16 protein-coding genes are annotated in these 17076 nt (G+C 62.8%); 7 read left to right on the top strand and 9 right to left on the bottom strand.

The genetic code is table 11. The features are described from left to right. Positions 1–125 precede the first annotated feature (125 nt). Positions 126–548 (bottom strand): nucleoside-diphosphate kinase, encoded by a 423-nt coding sequence (gene ndk, locus ROG8370_RS12295; protein WP_085827485.1) that lies wholly within the window; start codon positions 546–548, stop codon positions 126–128. Between the two features lie 135 nt (positions 549–683). Here ndk and ROG8370_RS12290 point away from each other — a divergent pair, with 135 nt between their 5' ends. From ROG8370_RS12290 to ROG8370_RS12280, 3 genes are read left to right on the top strand one after another with little or no spacing between them, the layout of a single operon-like run. Continuing rightward, positions 684–2540, top strand: a complete 1857-nt coding sequence (locus ROG8370_RS12290; RefSeq protein WP_085827541.1) for an ABC-F family ATP-binding cassette domain-containing protein — start codon at positions 684–686, stop codon at positions 2538–2540. Between the two features lie 51 nt (positions 2541–2591). After that, complete coding sequence (locus ROG8370_RS12285) at positions 2592–3218, top strand: MarC family protein (protein ID WP_085827483.1); 627 nt, start codon at positions 2592–2594, stop codon at positions 3216–3218. A gap of 37 nt (positions 3219–3255) precedes the next feature. Next, complete coding sequence (locus ROG8370_RS12280) at positions 3256–3846, top strand: retropepsin-like aspartic protease family protein (RefSeq protein ID WP_085827539.1); 591 nt, start codon at positions 3256–3258, stop codon at positions 3844–3846. 15 nt (positions 3847–3861) lie between these two features. On the opposite strand, the gene rsmA is transcribed toward ROG8370_RS12280, so the two are convergent. From rsmA to lptF, 6 genes are read right to left on the bottom strand one after another with little or no spacing between them, the layout of a single operon-like run. Then, positions 3862–4716 carry a 16S rRNA (adenine(1518)-N(6)/adenine(1519)-N(6))-dimethyltransferase RsmA gene (gene rsmA, locus ROG8370_RS12275; protein WP_085827481.1) on the bottom strand — a complete coding sequence of 285 codons (855 nt, stop codon included), beginning with the start codon at positions 4714–4716 and terminating at the stop codon, positions 3862–3864. After that, entirely contained in the window at positions 4713–5684 is a 972-nt protein-coding gene (gene pdxA / locus ROG8370_RS12270; protein ID WP_085827479.1) for a 4-hydroxythreonine-4-phosphate dehydrogenase PdxA, read from the bottom strand. Before pdxA ends, rsmA begins: the two co-directional genes overlap by 4 nt. After that, on the bottom strand, positions 5681–6925 hold the full coding sequence (locus ROG8370_RS12265; RefSeq protein WP_085827478.1) for a peptidylprolyl isomerase: 1245 nt from the start codon (positions 6923–6925) through the stop codon (positions 5681–5683). The genes pdxA and ROG8370_RS12265 overlap by 4 nt, the downstream gene beginning before the upstream one ends. Before the next feature lie 5 nt (positions 6926–6930). Further along, the gene (locus ROG8370_RS12260; protein WP_085827476.1) at positions 6931–9114 is read right to left on the bottom strand and encodes an LPS-assembly protein LptD; all 2184 of its coding nucleotides are present in this window, start codon (positions 9112–9114) and stop codon (positions 6931–6933) included. Then, positions 9111–10202: an LPS export ABC transporter permease LptG gene (gene lptG / locus ROG8370_RS12255; protein ID WP_085827475.1), complete on the bottom strand. Its 1092-nt coding sequence runs from the start codon at positions 10200–10202 to the stop codon at positions 9111–9113. Before lptG ends, ROG8370_RS12260 begins: the two co-directional genes overlap by 4 nt. Next, positions 10199–11320 (bottom strand): LPS export ABC transporter permease LptF, encoded by a 1122-nt coding sequence (lptF, locus tag ROG8370_RS12250; RefSeq protein ID WP_085827473.1) that lies wholly within the window; start codon positions 11318–11320, stop codon positions 10199–10201. The genes lptG and lptF overlap by 4 nt, the downstream gene beginning before the upstream one ends. A 148-nt stretch (positions 11321–11468) precedes the next feature. Here lptF and ROG8370_RS12245 point away from each other — a divergent pair, with 148 nt between their 5' ends. Further along, the gene (locus ROG8370_RS12245; RefSeq protein WP_085827472.1) at positions 11469–12941 is read left to right on the top strand and encodes a leucyl aminopeptidase; all 1473 of its coding nucleotides are present in this window, start codon (positions 11469–11471) and stop codon (positions 12939–12941) included. After that, positions 12941–13399: a DNA polymerase III subunit chi gene (locus tag ROG8370_RS12240; RefSeq protein WP_085827471.1), complete on the top strand. Its 459-nt coding sequence runs from the start codon at positions 12941–12943 to the stop codon at positions 13397–13399. Before ROG8370_RS12245 ends, ROG8370_RS12240 begins: the two co-directional genes overlap by 1 nt. 113 nt (positions 13400–13512) lie before the next feature. Here ROG8370_RS12240 and ROG8370_RS12235 read toward each other — a convergent pair whose 3' ends face one another. Next, positions 13513–13950, bottom strand: a complete 438-nt coding sequence (locus tag ROG8370_RS12235) for a DsrE family protein (RefSeq protein ID WP_085827470.1) — start codon at positions 13948–13950, stop codon at positions 13513–13515. A gap of 127 nt (positions 13951–14077) precedes the next feature. After that, a complete protein-coding gene (locus tag ROG8370_RS12230; RefSeq protein WP_085827468.1) occupies positions 14078–15703 on the bottom strand; it encodes an acyl-CoA dehydrogenase family protein in 1626 nt (541 codons plus the stop codon). A 128-nt stretch (positions 15704–15831) separates the two neighbouring features. On the opposite strand from ROG8370_RS12230, the gene ROG8370_RS12225 reads away from it, so the two are divergent. Both ROG8370_RS12225 and ROG8370_RS12220 read left to right on the top strand, forming a co-directional pair. Further along, positions 15832–16128: an FtsB family cell division protein gene (locus ROG8370_RS12225; protein ID WP_085827467.1), complete on the top strand. Its 297-nt coding sequence runs from the start codon at positions 15832–15834 to the stop codon at positions 16126–16128. A 129-nt stretch (positions 16129–16257) separates the two neighbouring features. Then, positions 16258–16833 (top strand): HD domain-containing protein, encoded by a 576-nt coding sequence (locus ROG8370_RS12220; RefSeq protein WP_085827537.1) that lies wholly within the window; start codon positions 16258–16260, stop codon positions 16831–16833. Positions 16834–17076: the final 243 nt, after the last annotated feature.

Genomic DNA, 17076 nt, shown 5'->3' with positions numbered 1-17076 from the left:
GGATCTGCGCCCTGAACCGGCGCCGGTTTTCGACGACTTCGCCAGCATATAGGCCCCCCTGAAAAACGAAAAAACCGCACCCTATTAATAGGATGCGGCTTGAACTTAAAGTCTTGCGTTAGGTCTTAGCCGACCAGTTCGAGACCCGAGAAGAAATACGCGATTTCCTGAGCGGCGGTATCGGCGGCGTCAGAGCCGTGAACCGAGTTTTCGCCAACCGATTCGGCAAAGTCGGCGCGCACGGTGCCGGGGGCCGCATCGGCGGGGTTGGTGGCGCCCATGACTTCGCGGTTTTTCGCGATTGCGCCTTCGCCTTCAAGGACCTGAACCACAACCGGGCCGGATGCCATGAAATCACACAGCTCGCCATAGAACGGGCGCTCTTTGTGGACTTCGTAGAAAACGCCGGCCTGTGCCGGAGTCAGTTGGATGCGCTTTTGTGCAACGATGCGCAGGCCGGCATCTTCGAACTTGGCATTGATCTTGCCGGTCAGGTTGCGTTTGGTTGCGTCGGGTTTGATGATGCTCAGCGTGCGTTCAACAGCCATTTCAGCCTCTTTTCAGTTAAAATCATCGGTCAGGCCCCTTGCCCGACCGCTTTTGATCGCGGCCCCAATACCACCCGAACCGCGTCTTGAAAAGCCGCGATTGACGCGGGCGCGCGCATGCGGCATGCGGGGGCCATGTTGCGCATAAATGAAATATCCTATTCCGTCGCCGGCCGGGTGCTGATTGATCACGCCTCGGTCACCATTCCTGATGGCCATAAGGTGGGCATTGTCGGTCGCAATGGCACCGGCAAGACCACCCTCTTTCGTCTGATCCGCGGCGAGCTTGCGCTTGAGGGCGGCGAGATCAGCCTGCCGTCGCGCGCGCGCATCGGCGGCGTCGCACAGGAGGTGCCGGGAAACGAGGTGTCGCTGATCGACACGGTTCTGGCGGCCGATACGGAACGTGCTGAATTGCTTGCAGAATCCGAGACCGCAACAGCCGCTGGCCGGATTTCGGACATTCAGACCCGGCTTGCCGATATCGACGCCTGGTCGGCCGAGGGGCGGGCCTCGAACATCCTCAAGGGGCTTGGGTTTACCGATGCCGAGCAACGCATGCCCTGCTCTGCCTTTTCGGGCGGCTGGCGGATGCGGGTGGCGCTTGCCGGGGTGCTGTTTGCTCAGCCTGACCTGTTGCTGCTCGACGAGCCGACCAACTATCTTGACCTTGAAGGCGCGCTCTGGCTTGAAAGCTATCTGGCGCGCTATCCCCATACGGTGTTGATCGTAAGCCACGATCGAGAGCTTTTGAACCGCGCCGTCGGCTCGATTCTGCATCTCGAAGACAAGAAGCTGACGCTCTATCAGGGCGGCTATGAAACCTTCGCCGAGACCCGCGCCGCGCGTCTTGCAGCGGCTGAATCTGAGGCCCGCAAACAGGACGCCCGCCGCGCCCATCTGCAAAGCTTTGTTGATCGCTTTCGCGCCAAGGCGAGCAAGGCCGTGCAGGCGCAATCGCGTCTCAAGATGATTGCCAAGCTCAAGCCGATCACCACGCCGCAAGAGGCCGCGCTCAAACGCTTTACCTTCCCCGAACCCGAGGAACTGTCGCCGCCCATTATCCGGGTTGAAAACGGCGTTGTCGGCTATGATGGCAAGCCGGTTCTGTCCCGCCTTGACCTGCGCATCGACCAGGATGACCGGATCGCCCTTTTGGGCCGTAACGGCGAGGGAAAATCCACACTTTCCAAGCTCTTGTCGGGCAGACTTGAACTGATGCAGGGGCGGATCACCAAGGCCTCGAAACTGCGCGTTGGCTTTTTCGCCCAGCATCAGGTCGACGAGCTTCACATTGATGAAACCCCGATTGATCACATCCGCCGCCTGCGCCCCACCGAGACCCCGGCACGGCTGCGCGCGCGCCTTGGCGGCTTTGGCATTGGCGCCGAACAGGCCGAAACCCTTGTCGGGCGTCTCTCGGGCGGGCAAAAGGCGCGGCTGTCGCTGATGCTGGCGACGATTGATGCGCCGCATATGCTTATCCTCGACGAGCCGACCAACCACCTTGATATCGAATCCCGCGAGGCGCTTGTCGAGGCGCTGACCACCTATACCGGCGCCGTCATTCTGGTGAGCCACGACATGCACCTGCTGTCGCTCGTGGCCGATCGGCTCTGGCTTGTGAAGGACGGCAATGTCGCGCCCTACGAGGGCGATCTTGAAAGCTATCGCGCCATGCTCTTGAGCAGCGACAAGCCCGCCAAAGCCGCCAAGACGGCGGAAAGCTCCAAGCCCGCCAAGGTGAAAAAGCCCTCGCGCGACGCCGTTCTGGCGTTAAAGAAAGACGCGAAGAATTGCGAGCAACGCATTGAAAAACTCTCAGAAATGAAAACCCGCGTTGCGGCCAAGCTGGCCGATCCGGCGATTTATGACGACATTCACGGCCTCAAGGAATGGCAAAAGAAGTTTGCCGAGATCGAGCGGGCCCTGACCCTTGCCGAGACCCTCTGGATGGAAGCGTTAGAGCGGTTGGAAACAGCCGAAAGCTAAACCGACAAACCGCAGGGTGCGCCCTGCGCCAAATCACGTTAAGGTCGCCCGATGGATACCGCCTTTCTGATCACCGCCTTTGTCACGCTGTTCGTGATCATCGACCCGATTGGCATGACGCCGCTCTTCGTGGCGCTGACCCAAGGCATGAGCCCGCAAAAACGCCGCGCAATTGCGGTGCGCGCCTGTGTCACCTCGGCGCTGTTGCTGGTGATGTTCGCCTCTTTTGGCGAGGCCGTGCTAGGGTTCATCGGCATTTCGATGCCCGCCTTTCGCATCGCGGGCGGCATTCTGCTTTTCCTCACCGCGCTTGAGATGCTGTTTGAAAAACGCACCAAGCGGCGCGCCGATCAGGCCGAAGAGGCGGAAGAAGACGATAGCGACGACCCCTCGATCTTTCCCATCGCCATCCCGCTGATTGCCGGGCCGGGCTCGATTGCGACGGTGATCCTACTGGCCGGGCAAAAACCGGGCATCGAGGGGCTGGCCTGGGTCATCGGGGTCATGCTCTCGGTGATCTTGCTGGTGTTTTTGATGTTCCTGATGTCGGGCCTTTTGGAACGCGCGCTTGGCCGGGTCGGGACCAATGTGGTGACCCGGCTTTTGGGCATGCTGCTGGCGGCATTGGCGGTGCAATTCGTGCTGGATGGCTTGCGCGGCTTCGGGCTGGCGGGTTGATCTTTCAAATCCGCGGGCCGCGACCTATATCACATGTATGGAAAATTTTGGTGAAAACTTCGATTACGCACGGCTGACCTATCTCGTGATTCTCGCGGCGGCGGTGCTGTTCTGGTTCGTGGCCCAGAACCGCGCGTCGCTTGGCAAACTGGTACAACAGGCGCTGATCTGGGGGCTGATCTTTCTTGGCGCGATTGCTGTCGTCGGCCTTTGGGATGACATCCGCCAGACCGTGCGCCCGATGCAGACCACCATCGCGGATGGCCGGATCGAATTGCCGCGCGCGCCGGACGGGCATTATTACCTGACCGCCGATATCAACGGCGCTCCGGTGCGCTTTGTGGTCGATACCGGCGCTTCGCAGGTGGTGCTAAGCCATGCGGATGCAGAAAAAGTCGGGATTGACACCACCAAACTTGCCTATCTCGGGCGCGCCTATACCGCCAATGGCATGGTGCGCACGGCGCCGGTGCGCCTTGGTACGGTCGCGGTCGGGGGGGTGCGCCACGAGGATGTGCGCGCCGTGGTCAATGAGGGCGAGATGGATCAATCGCTCTTGGGGATGAGCTATCTTCAGCTTTATTCAAGCATCGAAATCACCAACGGCGCGATGGTTCTGACGCGTTAGGGTTTGTCGCCTTTTCTAACCCGCCTCAGAGCCGCCCGGCATATGCCGCGCAAGGGCGCAAAATTGCTCAAGACCCACGGTTTCGGCGCGGTCGGTCGGTTTGATCCCCGCCGCGATAAGGCGATCCTCAAGGTCGGGCGCACTGCCCTTGAGGGCGGCGCGCAGCATCTTGCGGCGTTGATTGAACGCGCGCGCCACCACCCATTCAAGGATCTTGGGATCGGCCGGAAAGCGCGGCTCTGGCAGGGCCTCGAAATGCACCACCGCGCTTGAGACTTTCGGCGGCGGGGTAAAGGCCTCGGGTGGCAGGCCAAGCACGATGCGCGGGTTTGCGCGCCATTGCGACAGAAGGGCAAGGCGGCCATAGGCCTTGCTGCCCGGCGTGGCGGTGATCCGCTCGGCCACCTCGCGCTGAAACATCAGGGTCAGGCTCTGCCAGAACGGCGGCCAGTCCTTCGGCGTCAGCCAGCGAATCAAAAGCTCGGTGCCGACATTATAGGGCAGATTGGCCACCACCCGGATCGGCGCGCTCAGGTATTGCAGCGGGTCAAGCTCAAGCGCGTCGGCATTGATCACCTGCAACCGCCCCGGCAGCGCGTCGGAGATTTCCTGCAAGGCGGGCATGCAGCGCGGGTCTTTTTCAATCGCCAGCACCCGGCGTGCGCCCTCCGCCAAAAGCCCACGGGTCAAGCCGCCGGGGCCGGGGCCGATTTCAAGCACATCGCATTCGCTAAGGTCCCCCGCCAGCCGCGCGATCCGCGCCGTCAGGTTGAGATCAAGGATAAAGTTCTGCCCCAGCGATTTGCGCGCCGCGAGGCCATGCGTGGCAATCACCTCTGACAGAGGCGGAAGGCTGTCAATCCTGCTCATCTGCGGCGCGCGGCCCCCATATTGTGGGCCATCTTGAGGGCCTCGATCAAAGAGGTGGGGTTGGCGGCGCCCTGCCCTGCGATATCAAGCGCAGTGCCGTGATCGGGCGAGGTGCGCACGAATGGCAGGCCAAGCGTGACATTGACGCCGCGATCAAAATCCAGCGTCTTGATCGGGATCAGCGCCTGATCGTGATACATCGCGATGGCGGCGTCATAGCCCGCGCGCGCGGCGGCGTGAAACATCGTATCCGCCGACATCGGCCCGCGCAGATCAAAGCCCTCGCCGCGCAGGCACTCAAGCACCGGGGTGATCACGGTGATCTCTTCCCGGCCCATCTTGCCGCCCTCGCCCGCATGCGGGTTAAGCCCGGCAATGGCAAGACGCGGGCGCGCGACGCCAAAGTCGCGGACAAGCGCGGCGTGGGTGATGCGGATCGTGTCCTCCAACAGGGCGGGCGTCAACGCGCCGGGCACCTCTGACAGGGGGATGTGAATGGTGGTCGGCACCACCCGAAGCGCATCCGAGGCCAGCATCATCACGACCTTCGCCCCCCCAGCCAGAGCGGCGAGATATTCGGTATGGCCGGGATAGGCAAAGCCCGCCCCGTCCTGAAGCGCCTGTTTGTGGATCGGCGCGGTGCAAAGCGCAAGCGCCTGCCCCGATTGCACAAGATCAACCGCGCGCGCGATCACCTCGATCACGCCCTTGGCATGGGCCGGGTTTGGCGTACCGGGGGTCAGGGGCCCGTTAAACGCGTGGCGCAGCACCGGCAGGCCCCTCACAGCCGCCGCGCAAGCCTCTGACGGATCGCCGATCTCGATCACCGGCGTGCCCGCCGGAAGATGGGCCGGGTCACCAATCAGGAAGAATGGCAGATCCGCGCCAAGCAGGCCCCAGGCCTTGGCCGCGATTTCGGCGCCGACACCTGCCGGTTCGCCACAGCTCAGGGCGACGGCAAGGGTCATTTTTCGCTGATCCGGGCCTCGGCGCGGAGCTGTTCCAGATAGCTGTTGGCGAAGGATTCAATCCGGCGGTTGCGGATGAAGTTGCTGAGGTCATCGACCGAGGGCTGTTCGCCGTCAAGTTTCGGCGAGCGCCCGCAGAGCATCAGGAACACCAGCGTCTGGCCATTGGCCCGCGTCAGGTTGGTCGAAACTTCGCCGGGGTCAAGCTGGGCCAGTTCCACGGCGATATCGGCCGGGATTTCATCGGGTGCGCGGCTGCCGCGTTCAAGAACCTCGGGCGGCTGGCCCTGGGCCACACCGTAAAGATCGTCACAGACATCCACCTCGGCGCGCGCGCGGGCGGCCTGGGCCAGGGCCTGTTCGCTACGCCCGCCGGGAATGTAATAGGCGGCGTATTCGATGGCCGAATAGTCCGGCGTGGCGACGGATGTTTCTTCGATGTCGCGCAGCAGGAACAGCGCGACCGCCCCCTGAATCGGCAGCGGATCGGACACATCACCGGGCGCGAGGCCAAGGATCACCTGCCGAAGCCCCTCCGGCAGAGCGGACAGTTCGACCCAGTCCATGCGCCCGCCGCGCCCGGCAGTGGCCGCCGCGGAATGGCGGCGCGCCTGGCTGGCAAAGGCGGCTTCGCCCTCGGATTGGGCGATGCGCGCGGCAAGCGCCTGCACGCTTTCGGCCTGCGCCGGGTTGGCCACCGGCAGGATGATCTCGGACATAAGCACCCGAACGCTTGATCCGCCGGTCAGCGCCAGGGTGGCGCGCTCGATGTCCTCTTCGCTGACCGACACCCGGCTTGCAAAGCGCGCGCGCGTCAATTCGCGCCAGGTGACCCCGGCGCGCACAAAGGCGCGGAACGAGGATTCTGATACCCCGGCCCCGTCGAGCGCGCGGATGAACTGTTCGGGCTCCATATTGGCGCGTCCGGCAAATTCCGCCATGCCGACAGTGACCGCTTCCTCGTCCAGAATCACGCCGCTGGTGCGTGCCGCATCAAGCTTGATGCGTTCCTCGATCAGTTGTTCGCGTGCCAGCTTGGCCGGATCGCCCGGTGCGCGAAACAGTGTCATCATACGCGCGCGCTGTTGCAGCTCATAACGCGTGATCGCCTGATCGTTGACATGGATCATCGGCTCGAACAGGTTTTGCGCCTGCACGGGCGCGCCCCCAAGCCCCCCCGTCACAGCTACAAGAGCGGGAATGGCCAGGGCGGCAAGAGTCCGGCGGAATTTCGATATCATACTGCTTATTTCCTGCATGTCCGTGTAAAGCTTTGATCGCGCGTCGCGGCCGAAAAGCCCCGTAGACCCACGGTAAAGCTGAAGTTGGTTTCGGGTTCAAGGATAGTCGATGAGGTAAAGCGGCGCGAGACCGAAAGCGCAACATCCACACATTCGTTGGAATAGGTCACCCCGGCGCCTGCACGCACGTTGCGATCCGTGGCCGCGTCATAGCGCCACTCGGCGCTGCCGGTCCAATGGCGGGCAAAGCGGTAACTACCATCAAAGGCCCATTCCGACACGGTCGCATTGCGGTTCTCGCCCGGATCATCGGCCAGCCAGATATAGGTCGCCCCGAAATCGGTCTTGTCGTTTTGCCAGCTTGCGCGCGCCTCGGCCTTGGTGGCGTCAAAGACGTTGTCAAACAGGCTTCGCGCCGTCACCGTCAGGCCGTTGCCATTCTGGAACTGCCCCGCGATCAACAGATCAGAGGTCCGGTCCCGCAGCCCCGAGGACTTGGTGAAAGACGGCGTCACCCCATTTGCCTCAAGCAACCGCTCGTCGCGCACCACCTGCCCCAGGGCAAGCGAGCCCTGCCAGCCGGTCGGGTCGATCCGGGTCCAGGTTGCGCCATAGGCCGCGCTATAACCGCGCTCGCGCCGATCGGGCGCATTAAAGCGCGACACGTTGAAAAGGTTGCCCTCGTCAAATTCAACCGCCGTGCTTTCTTCCAGCGGGATATTGGGGTTCGAGCCGCCGGACCATGCCAGTTGCACCATCGGTTCAATCACATGGGTCGCGCCGCGCCGGTTTGATTTGATCAGCGGCCACCTCAGGTGCACCGCCGCCGTCGGCGTCAGTTCGGTCGCGTCCGACACGCTTGTCGTTCCGGCCTGACCGATTTGAAAGTGATCCATCGCAAGGCCGGTCTGAACCGTGGCAAGCACCCCCATGGGCATGATCCAGTTGCGCTGCCAGTCAAGCGCCGTGGTCAGGCGCATCACGTCACGACCATCGGAAAACCGGTCGAAATCGGCCCCGTCGGTGGTCAGGTCAGACGAGCGGTAAGAGCTTTGCGCCGCAGCCGAAAACCGAAGCTCGCCGCCAAGGCGTCTGGGGAAAAACCGCCGCTCGTAATCGCCATTGCCGATGATCGACGGCAGGGTCGAATTGTTTTCATTCACCCGCAGGGTACGAAAGTGGCTGATCGCGGCCCGGATGTATTCGTCGCGGCGTGCGCGCTCGACCGAGAGCTGACTTTGAAGCCGGTCCTTGTCGGAAAACCCGTGATCCAACAGGAAGGTATCATCGCTGGACACCTCGATATTGAAGCGCAGCACGAAGTCGCGATCAAGATCGAAGCGGCCTTCGCCAAACAGATACCCCCGGCTTGAGCGCGGATTGAAATCGTCATCCGACACCGCGCCGTTGAATTCGATGTCGCCCCGGCGAAACGCCTGACGATAGCGCAAGTCAAGACGGCGCGAATTGGTGGCCCAGAACGGCGCCACGGTCAGATCGCGATGATCGCCGAGCACGAAGAAATAGGGCACCCTGACACCGGTGCCAAACAGCGACGAGTTGTGAACAGACGGCGTCAGAAACCCCGAGGAGCGGGTCAGCGTCGGATCGGGCAGACGCAGGCGCGGCAAGTAAAACACCGGGGTATCAAGCACCCGGAACTGGGCGTTCTGAAAATAGAGCTGTTGTGCCTCGACATCGTGGATCATCCGCTCTGCGCGGATTTGCCAGAGCGGCGGGCGCCCGGTTTCGCAGACCCGGCAAGAGGTGACGGCCGCCTTGTAAAGCTGGGTCACGCGGCCATCAACACGGCGCATTTCGTTGGCCGCAAGCTGAAGCTGATCCTCCATCACGATGCGCGCCCCAAGCAAAAGGCCGTTTTGCATGTCGCGATCAAGTTCGGCGCTATCGGCCAGAATGACGGTATTGCCCGCCTCGGTCAGGGTCAGCGGGCCAGTGATCAAAAGGCGGTCGGTGGCGCGGTCATAGGTGATCTCGCGCGCCTTGAGGCGGCGCCCCTGATACATCGCCTCGACATTGCCGGTGGCCACCAATTTGTCATCCGCCGTAACGCGCACATCATCGGCCACAAGCATGGCAGGCAGCGGCGCCTCTTGCGCCGCAAGCGCCGTCACGAACAGGGCCGCAACAAGGCCGAGAAAGCTAAAAAGTCGCGCGATACGTGTCATCCGTCCTCCAGATGCAGAAGGATACCCGTGGCCAGAAGAAGCGAGGCCACAGGCGGCGCCCAGGCGGCCAGCAGGATCGGCAACTGGCCGTTTTCACCAAGGATCATGGCAAAGTTGCGAATGTAATGCAGGCCAAATCCCAACAGCACCGCCGTCAGCACCGAAAGCCCGGTATTGCGCCCGCGCGCATGGCCCATGGTGAAGGCCGCCGAAATCAGCACCAGCGCCACAAGGAACACCGGGCTGGCCAATTGGGTCTGATACCAGATCGCATAGCGGCGCGCCGAAAAACCGGCTCTTTCCAGTTGGGCGATGAATTTGGGCAGGTCCCAGATCTGCACATACATCGGCTTGCCAAAGCTGTCGACAATCCGGTCTCGGGTCAGCTCGGAGGGAATCGACAGGCTGGCAAGCTGTTTCGCCGTGGCCTCGGAATTCACGCCTTTCGAGAGATCCCAGATCTTGACCTCGCTCAGGTTCCATTCGCCGGTGCCAAGGCGCGCGGCTGTCGCGCTGATGCGGCGCAGCGGTTTGCCGTCCGGGGCGAAATCCACGAAATTCGGCTCGTACAGAACTTCAAGATCAGAGCTGGCGCGCGCGGCATAAATCACCGTCTGGCCGTCTGCCCCGCCCTGGCGAAGCCAAAGCCCCTCGCTCGCGATGGCCAGCACGGAAGAGCCGCGACCGTCGAGCGTGTTGACCAGATCGTGATACCGCTTGGCCGTGGCCGCGACGATCGGATTGCCCATGGCAAGCCCCAAAAGGCCGATCCCAAGTGCCACCGCCACCGGCGCCGCCAGCCCGCGCATCGCCGAACGCCCCGAGGCGCGCAGCACCACAAGCTCCGAACTGCGCGACAGCCGCAGAAACAGGGCGACCGAGGCCAGAATCATCACCAGCGGCAGAACTTCGTAATTCGCCTCGGGCATCTTCAAAGCGACCACCCCAAGCACCTTGATGAACGGCAGGTCGGGATAGTCGTTCAGCTCGTCCACCAGATCAATCAGCGCCATGAGGACGGCCAGGACGATGGCCACCCCAAGAAAGCTCCATAAAAAGCGGCGTGCAAGATAGTAATGCAGGATCATGCCGCCACCTCTGCGCGCGGTCTGCGCGAAAACATCCGCCGGAAAAAGCCCGGTCGCGAGGCGATAAAGACCAGCGCCAAGGAGATCAGCGCGCCCAACAGGGTTGGCAGATAGAGGATCGGCCAGAGCGCGCCATTGGCCAGAACCGGCCCCACAACCATGCCTTCGACCACCTTCACCATGACCAAAAGTGCAAAGGCCAGCAGGATCTGGCGCCAGACGCCGAACCGGCTGAAACCGCCGACAAGCAGCGCCGAAAAGCCCATCATCGCCGCGATCAGGCTTAGCAAGGCGCGGGTAAAGCGGCCATGAAGTTCTGACATCACGATGCCATAGCTGGTGTTGGTGCGCTCGGCCACGTCCTTTGGGGTCATCAGCAGGGTCGGCGTGGTGATATAGGACACCCGATTGAGGTTGAGCGCGCCACTGCCCATCAGCGCGCTGATATCATAGGTGAAATCATCATAATGCGTGGTAAACAGTCGGCTGCCCGGCTGGCGCAGGCTCTGGGCAAGCCCGTCCACCATCACAAGCTGCACCCCGCCGTCCTCTTGCACAAGGTAGGCCTTGGTCGAGGTATAGGTGACCGGATTTTCCGGGCGGCGGCGATCCGACAGGAACACGTTCTGAAGCTCGCCCTCGGGGGTGATGTCGCGGATATAAAGCGTGACACCCGGCGCCGGATGCAGAAATTCGCCCTCGGTCAAAAGCTTCGCCGATATGTTGCGCGAGACCTCATGCTGGCGCATGCGCAGCTGGGTCAGGCTTGTGGGGATCAGAAAATGCGACAGCAAGGACATCATCAGCGTGATGATCAGCCCGAACAGGATCGCCGGGCGCAACAGGCGCAACGGCGAATATCCCGTGGCCTGCATCACGGTCAGCTCGCTTTCGGTGCTCATGCGGTTGACCACGTACACCGCCGCCGCAAAGGCCGCGATCGGCAGCACGACACCAATCACCCCCGGCAGGGTCAGTGCCGTGAATTCCAGGAAAACCCAGGCGGGCTGGCCATCCGCGATCAGCCGGTCAAACATCCGCACCGCCTTGTTGATCCAGAAGATCGACACCAGGACAAGCGCGAAGAAACCGAACAACACCATGAATTGCGACAGCATATATCTGTCGAATCTGGTCACACTACCCCCTCAGTACAGCAGACTTCTGCGGCAACTTATCGGAATTGAGTGCGGGGGAAAACTGCTAACTGGTCATCGCGGCAAAGGCACGCTAGGTCTTGGGGAACCGACATGAAGGAGCCTGTTGATGACTACGCCCGTTTCCGTTGCCTTTGAAGAGACTGATCTTGATGCCATTGCCACCGCCGAGGGCCGCGTTGCGGTCTTTGTCACCCCCGATGGCAAGCTTGACCTCGCCGCGCGACGGGTCAACCGGCTGACCAAGGGCGTGCTGGCGCGGATGGTTGAAAAAGGCGCCTTCGAGAAGAAAAAGCCCGGCGATGTGATCAGCCTTGGCTGGCCTGCGGGGCTTGCGGCGGAGGCGCTTGACGTGGTCTGCCTGCCGCGCAACGCCAGCATCACCGAGACCCGCCGCGCCGGGGCCGCGCTTGGCCGGGCCAAGGGCGACAAGGCGGTTCTGGTGCTCGGCGGCTCGCTGCGCCGCCCCGCCGAGCTTGTGCTTGGCATGGTGCTTCGGGCCTATGAGTTCGTTACCCACAAGACCGCCGAGGCCAAACCGGTCGGCGGTGTCACGCTGATGGTGGGCAAGCCCGACGAGGTAAAGGCCGAGGCCAGCACCGTTCAGGCCCTCGCCGAGGGCGTGTTCTTTACCCGCGATCTGGTGTCTGATCCGGCCAACCACCTGACCACCACCGAATTTGCCAAACGGATCGAGGCGCTCAAGGATCTGGGGCTCAAGATCAGCGTTCTGGACGAAGCCGAGATGGAAAAGCTGGGCATGGGCGCCCTGCTCTGCGTTGGCCACGGCAGTGCGACGCCGTCGAAAATTGCCGTGATGGAATGGATGGGCGGCCCCAAGGGCGAGGCACCGCTGGCGCTTGTCGGCAAGGGCGTGGTGTTTGATACCGGCGGTATCAGCCTCAAGCCCGCCGCCGGCATGGAAGACATGACCATGGATATGGGCGGCGCCGCCGTCGTGGCGGGCACGATGCGCACGCTGGCCCTGCGCAAGGCAAAGGCCAATGTGGTCGGTCTTGTCGGCTTGGTGGAAAACATGCCCTCGGATCGCGCCACCCGCCCCGGCGATGTGGTGACCTCGATGAAGGGCGACACCATCGAGGTGATCAACACCGATGCCGAGGGGCGCCTCGTGCTGGCCGATGTGATCTGGTACGCGCAGGAACATTACAAACCGCGCGGCGTGATCGACCTTGCCACCCTGACCGGCGCGATCATCGTCGGGCTTGGCAATGAAAACGCCGGCGTGTTTTCCAACGATGACGATCTGTGCAAGGCCTTCCTCAAGGCCGCCGAGGCCGAGGGCGAAGGCGCCTGGCGGATGCCGATGGGGCAGGCCTATGACGACAAGCTCAAAAGCCAGATCGCCGATGTGAAGAACGTCGGCGGGCGCGAGGCCGGCTCGATCACGGCGGCGCAGTTCATCAAGCGCTTCGTCAAGGACGACATGCCGTGGATTCACCTCGATATCGCCGGCGTGGCCAGCGTGAAGGCCGAAACCGCCTATGCGCCCCGCGGCGCGACTGGCTGGGGCGTGATGTCGCTCAACCGGATGATCGCGGACATGCTTGAGCAAGAGTGATGGGTGCGGCCTTTTTCTATCACCTGACCCGCACCCCGCTTGAAGTGACCTTGCCCATGCTTTTGGGCAAGGCGCAGGGCGCGGGCTGGCGTGTCATGGTGCGCGGGCGCGACCGGGCCCGGATGGAATGGCTTGACGAAAAGCTCTGGCAGGGCCCCGAGGACGGGTTCCTGCCACACGGTCTTGCCGGGGCCGAGCATGAGGCGGATCAGCCGATCCTGCTTGGCACCGCGCCCGAGCGGCCCAATGGCGCGGTTTGCGTGATGAGCATCGACGGCGCCGAGGTCCCCCCCGAGGAGGTGCAAGCGCTGGAGCGGGTCTGTATCCTGTTTGACGGCAATGACGACGCCGCGCTTAACGCGGCGCGCGGCCAGTGGAAGGCGCTCACCGGCGCGGGCTGTTCTGCGCAATATTGGTCCGAAGATTCGGGCCGCTGGGAGAAGAAGGCCGAGGCCTGAGCGCGCGCGTCAGTCGCGCATAGGCGGGCCGCCTCGCAGTCTTGTCCCGGCACCGCGTACCAAAACACCACTTAAATCGGGCAAGGATGTGAGACGGCCCTGCGAACCCTGCCCTAAAAGGACATGATCCGCGTCTTGTCGGCCAGCAAACGCGCGGCCACCGTCGGCGGTTTAGCCGCGCTCACACCCTCAAGCAAGGCTGAGGCCTCAATCCCCTTGTTGGGCAGATAAATAGCACACACCTCTACAGTTGCCCCGCCCGCCATGATGTTCTGCATCAGGGCCTGCGGGCTCATGCCCTTGGGTTTTTGCGGGGCGGTGGCGGCGGCAGGGGCCTCCTTGAGTGCCAGATCGCCCGCCGGGCCGCAAAGCAGCACATAGGCCTCGGCCCCCTGCTGCATGGATTGCATGGTCAGCACCATCCCCATCAACTGGGTCTGGGCGTCGGGGCTGGTGAGGATGGTCACCAGCTTGGGGGTCTCTTCGGCCAGGGCCGGGCTGGTGCTCAGGGCAGCAAGGCCAAGCGTTGCGGCGGCAAGGGTTTTGCGCATCGGGTGGATCCTTTCGGGGGCAGGTAAAGATGAACCTTGAATGACTGTTCCCCGCCCCACCCTAAGATCCACGCCCGACCACGGGCGTTGATCCAAATCAAACACATCTAATTTTGTGAATTTATCTTTACCCGTTGCCAAGACGCGCCAGAACCGCCGCGCAATCCACCCTGCCCATCGCCCCGGCCACACGCCCGCGCGCGCCCGAAAGGCGGGCGGCGACATAGGCGCCCGAGATCTCGTTGGGCGCGTTGCGGATCAGGACCGAGGCGGTGAGAAGGGTGGCAAGGCTTTCACAGTACCACCGCGCCTGTGCCTCGTCGGGCAGTTTCGGAAACTGCTGCATATGCGCCTTGAGGGCCGCATCAAAGGCGCGGCCATGCCCCGTCGCGGCGCCAAGTTCCGCGCTCAGGCTTTCCCCCGCCAGCGGTTCGCGGCGCAGGGTGCGCAGGATATCAAGGCAGATGACATTGCCCGAGCCTTCCCAGATCGAGTTGAGCGGCGCCTCGCGGTACAGCCGCGGCATGCCGGTATCCTCGACATAGCCCATGCCGCCAAGGCATTCCATCGCCTCGGAAATCACGCCGGGACAGAGCTTGTTGTTGATGAACTTGGCCAAACCCACCGCAAGGCGCGCAAAGGCGCGATCACGCGGCGTGGTGCCGTCAAAGGCGCGCGCCACATGAAGTCCAAGCGCAAGCGATCCCTCCCAATCGAGGCAAAGATCGGCCAGCACCTGCCGCATCAGCGGCTGATCAATCAGCATCGCATCCGCGACCGAGCGTTGCCCCACCCAATGGCGCGCCTGTTCAAGCGCGGCGCGCATCAATCCCGCCGGGGCCAAAGCGGTATCAAGGCGGGTATGATGCACCATTTCGATAATGGTGCTGACCCCGGCGCCCTCATCGCCCAAACGGTGGGCATAGGCGCCGTGATATTCGATTTCCGCCGAGGCATTGGCACGATTGCCCATCTTGTCCTTGAGCCGTTGCAGGTGGATCGCGTTGCGCCCCCCTTCAAGCCAGCGCGGCACCAGGAAACAGGTCAACCCGCCGGGCGCCTGCGCCAGCGTCAAAAAGCCGTCCGACATCGGCGCCGAACAGAACCATTTGTGCCCCTCAAGCCGGTAAAGGTCGCCCTCGGGCGTGGCGGTGGTGCTTGTGTGGCGCAGATCAGAGCCGCCCTGCTTTTCGGTCATCGCCATGCCAAGCGTCGCCCCGGCCTTGCGCGCCAAGGTCCTTGGCATCCCGTCATAGGCGCGCGCGGCAAGCTTGGGCACCCATTTGGCAAATAACGCCTTGTCGGCCTTGAGGGCCGGTACGGCGGCATAGGTCATGGTCATCGGACAGCACACGCCCGCCTCGACCTGAGAGGTGAGATAGACCATCGCGGCGTGGCTCGCGTGACCTCCCTGCCCGCCCTCATAGGCGATCGCGGCATAGCCCGCGCCGATGCCGACCTGCATCAGCTGATGATAGGCGGGATGAAAGCGCACCTCGTCAAGGCGGCGCCCGCCGGTGTCAAACAGCACCAGCTCGGGCGCATGGCGGTTGGCCTCTTCGCCGAGACGGCGCATCTCGGCGGTGCCGATCCGCGCGCCGTAAGAGGCCAGATGCCCCACGTCCGCCCCCGCCGCCACCGCATGGGTTTGAAGCGCCGGATCGCTGGCCCAAAGATCAAGGTCACCGCGCAGGGCGGGCTGATTGAGCGCGTCATGCCATTGGGGGGCAACAGGCGGTGGTGTGTCTTGCATTGAACTCTCCTTTAGGGCGCACCGTAAAGCGCTGTGAAATCCTGTGAAAGGGGATTCACAAACAGCACGCTCTGTGGCATGGTGGCCAGACAGCCCGTCAGAAGCGGATAAAGAGGCAGAACACGCGTATGAACACCCGCAACAGGCCTTGGGGCATGCTTATCTTTTTCACGGTGGCGTTCTTTTTGGGCGCGTATTTCACCTTTGCCGCCGTGCAGGGGGATTACGGCCTGTTCCGCCGCGCTGAAATCGACGCGCAAAGCACGCTGTTGCAGGCCCAGCTTGATCAGCTCAACTCCCAGGTGGCGCGGATGGAAAACCTGACGCACCGGCTGTCGGATACCTATCTTGACCTTGATCTTCTGGATCAGCAGGCGCGCGATGTGTTGGGCCTGTTGCGCAGCGACGAGATTGTCATCCGCTGACCTCGCACAAAGAGAATCGCTTGCCGGATCGTCCGGCGGCGGCCTACCCTTGCCGTATTCCCCCCTTTGGGACTGATCAGCAAAGGATCATGAGCGATGAGCGAGCGCCAGACAGTCAGCTTTACCCAGATGAAGGATGGCACCAAGGAGGATTACGACCTTCTTGAACGCCTCGAAAAACCCTATCTTTCGCTGACCGCCGACCGGGTGATGGACGAGCTGCGCCGTCAGGGCGAGGTCTCGCTTGAAGGGTATCGGATCACCCGGCTTGATCACGGGCTTCAATCGGCAAGCCGCGCGCTGCGCGAAGGGGCCGATATCGACTGGGTCGTGGGCACGCTTTTGCATGATATCGGCGACGGGCTTGCGCCACAGAACCACGACCGGTTCTCGGCCGAGGTCATCCGCCCGTTCGTGCGGTGGGATGTGGCCTGGGTGGTGGAGCATCACGGGATTTTCCAGATGCTCTATTACGGCCACCACTATGGCTGGGATCGCAATGCGCGCGATCAGTTCAAGGATCATCCCTGCTTTGAAAGCTGCGCGGCGTTCTGCGAGCGGTGGGATCAGGCGTCGTTTGATCCCGATTACGTGGCCGAGCCGCTTGCGACCTTCGAGCCGATGGTGCGCGAGGTGTTTGCGCGCACGGCCTATGACCCGGCGGTGATCCGCGAGGGCGAGGTGACGGGCTTGCCGCCGCTCTAGCAAACCGAGAGGCGCGGCGCACCCGGCGCGCGATGGTCTGGACCTCTTGCGCAGCGCCGAAACTGTGATGCGTTGAGGGGGCAGGCTTTGGTCTGGTCTTTATGCCAGCTGTGCGGGGCGGTCTCAAAGGGTCGATGCAACACAGGCATTGAAACGCTCGGCGGGTGTTTCGTAGTTGAGCGTTTTTCGGGGTCGTTCGTTGAGCTGCCTTGCGACGGCGCTGAGCTTTGCTTGACTATGTAT

Source organism: Roseovarius gaetbuli, assembly GCF_900172365.1.
In the GTDB taxonomy this organism is placed as follows: Bacteria; Pseudomonadota; Alphaproteobacteria; order Rhodobacterales; family Rhodobacteraceae; genus Roseovarius; species Roseovarius gaetbuli.
The sequence above is the reverse complement of the archived record's forward strand: the minus strand, read 5'-3'. Positions and strand labels throughout refer to the sequence as shown.